The organism is Chryseobacterium sp. SIMBA_029 (assembly GCF_046535275.1).
Taxonomy (GTDB): domain Bacteria; phylum Bacteroidota; class Bacteroidia; order Flavobacteriales; family Weeksellaceae; genus Chryseobacterium.
On sequence record NZ_JAWRXA010000722.1, the window covers coordinates 1 to 245 of the forward strand.

1 protein-coding gene is annotated in these 245 nt (G+C 39.6%); it reads left to right on the top strand.

Annotation, left to right across the window (positions count from 1 at the left end; genetic code table 11):
• A partial coding sequence (locus tag SB679_RS25835) for a hypothetical protein (RefSeq protein WP_410705228.1) occupies positions 1-245 on the top strand: 245 nt, incomplete at both ends.

Below are 245 nucleotides of genomic sequence, written 5' to 3' on the forward strand. Positions count from 1 at the left end.
CCTCATCACCTCCGAATAAGCTTTCTTTTCCTGTTGTTAACATTGCAGCAGATCCTTCTATTGGATCATGGAACAATGCAACGAGCCAGTATACAGTTGCAAAGAAAGGGGTATATATAATTTCGGCAGGATTAATAATGGAAAATATGAATCAGTTTGGATCATGCAGTATTATTATACATGGAGGAGATCAGATTGCCTCTTCCAGTGGTATTAGTGATACTGCTGTGCAGCTTAGCGTGATG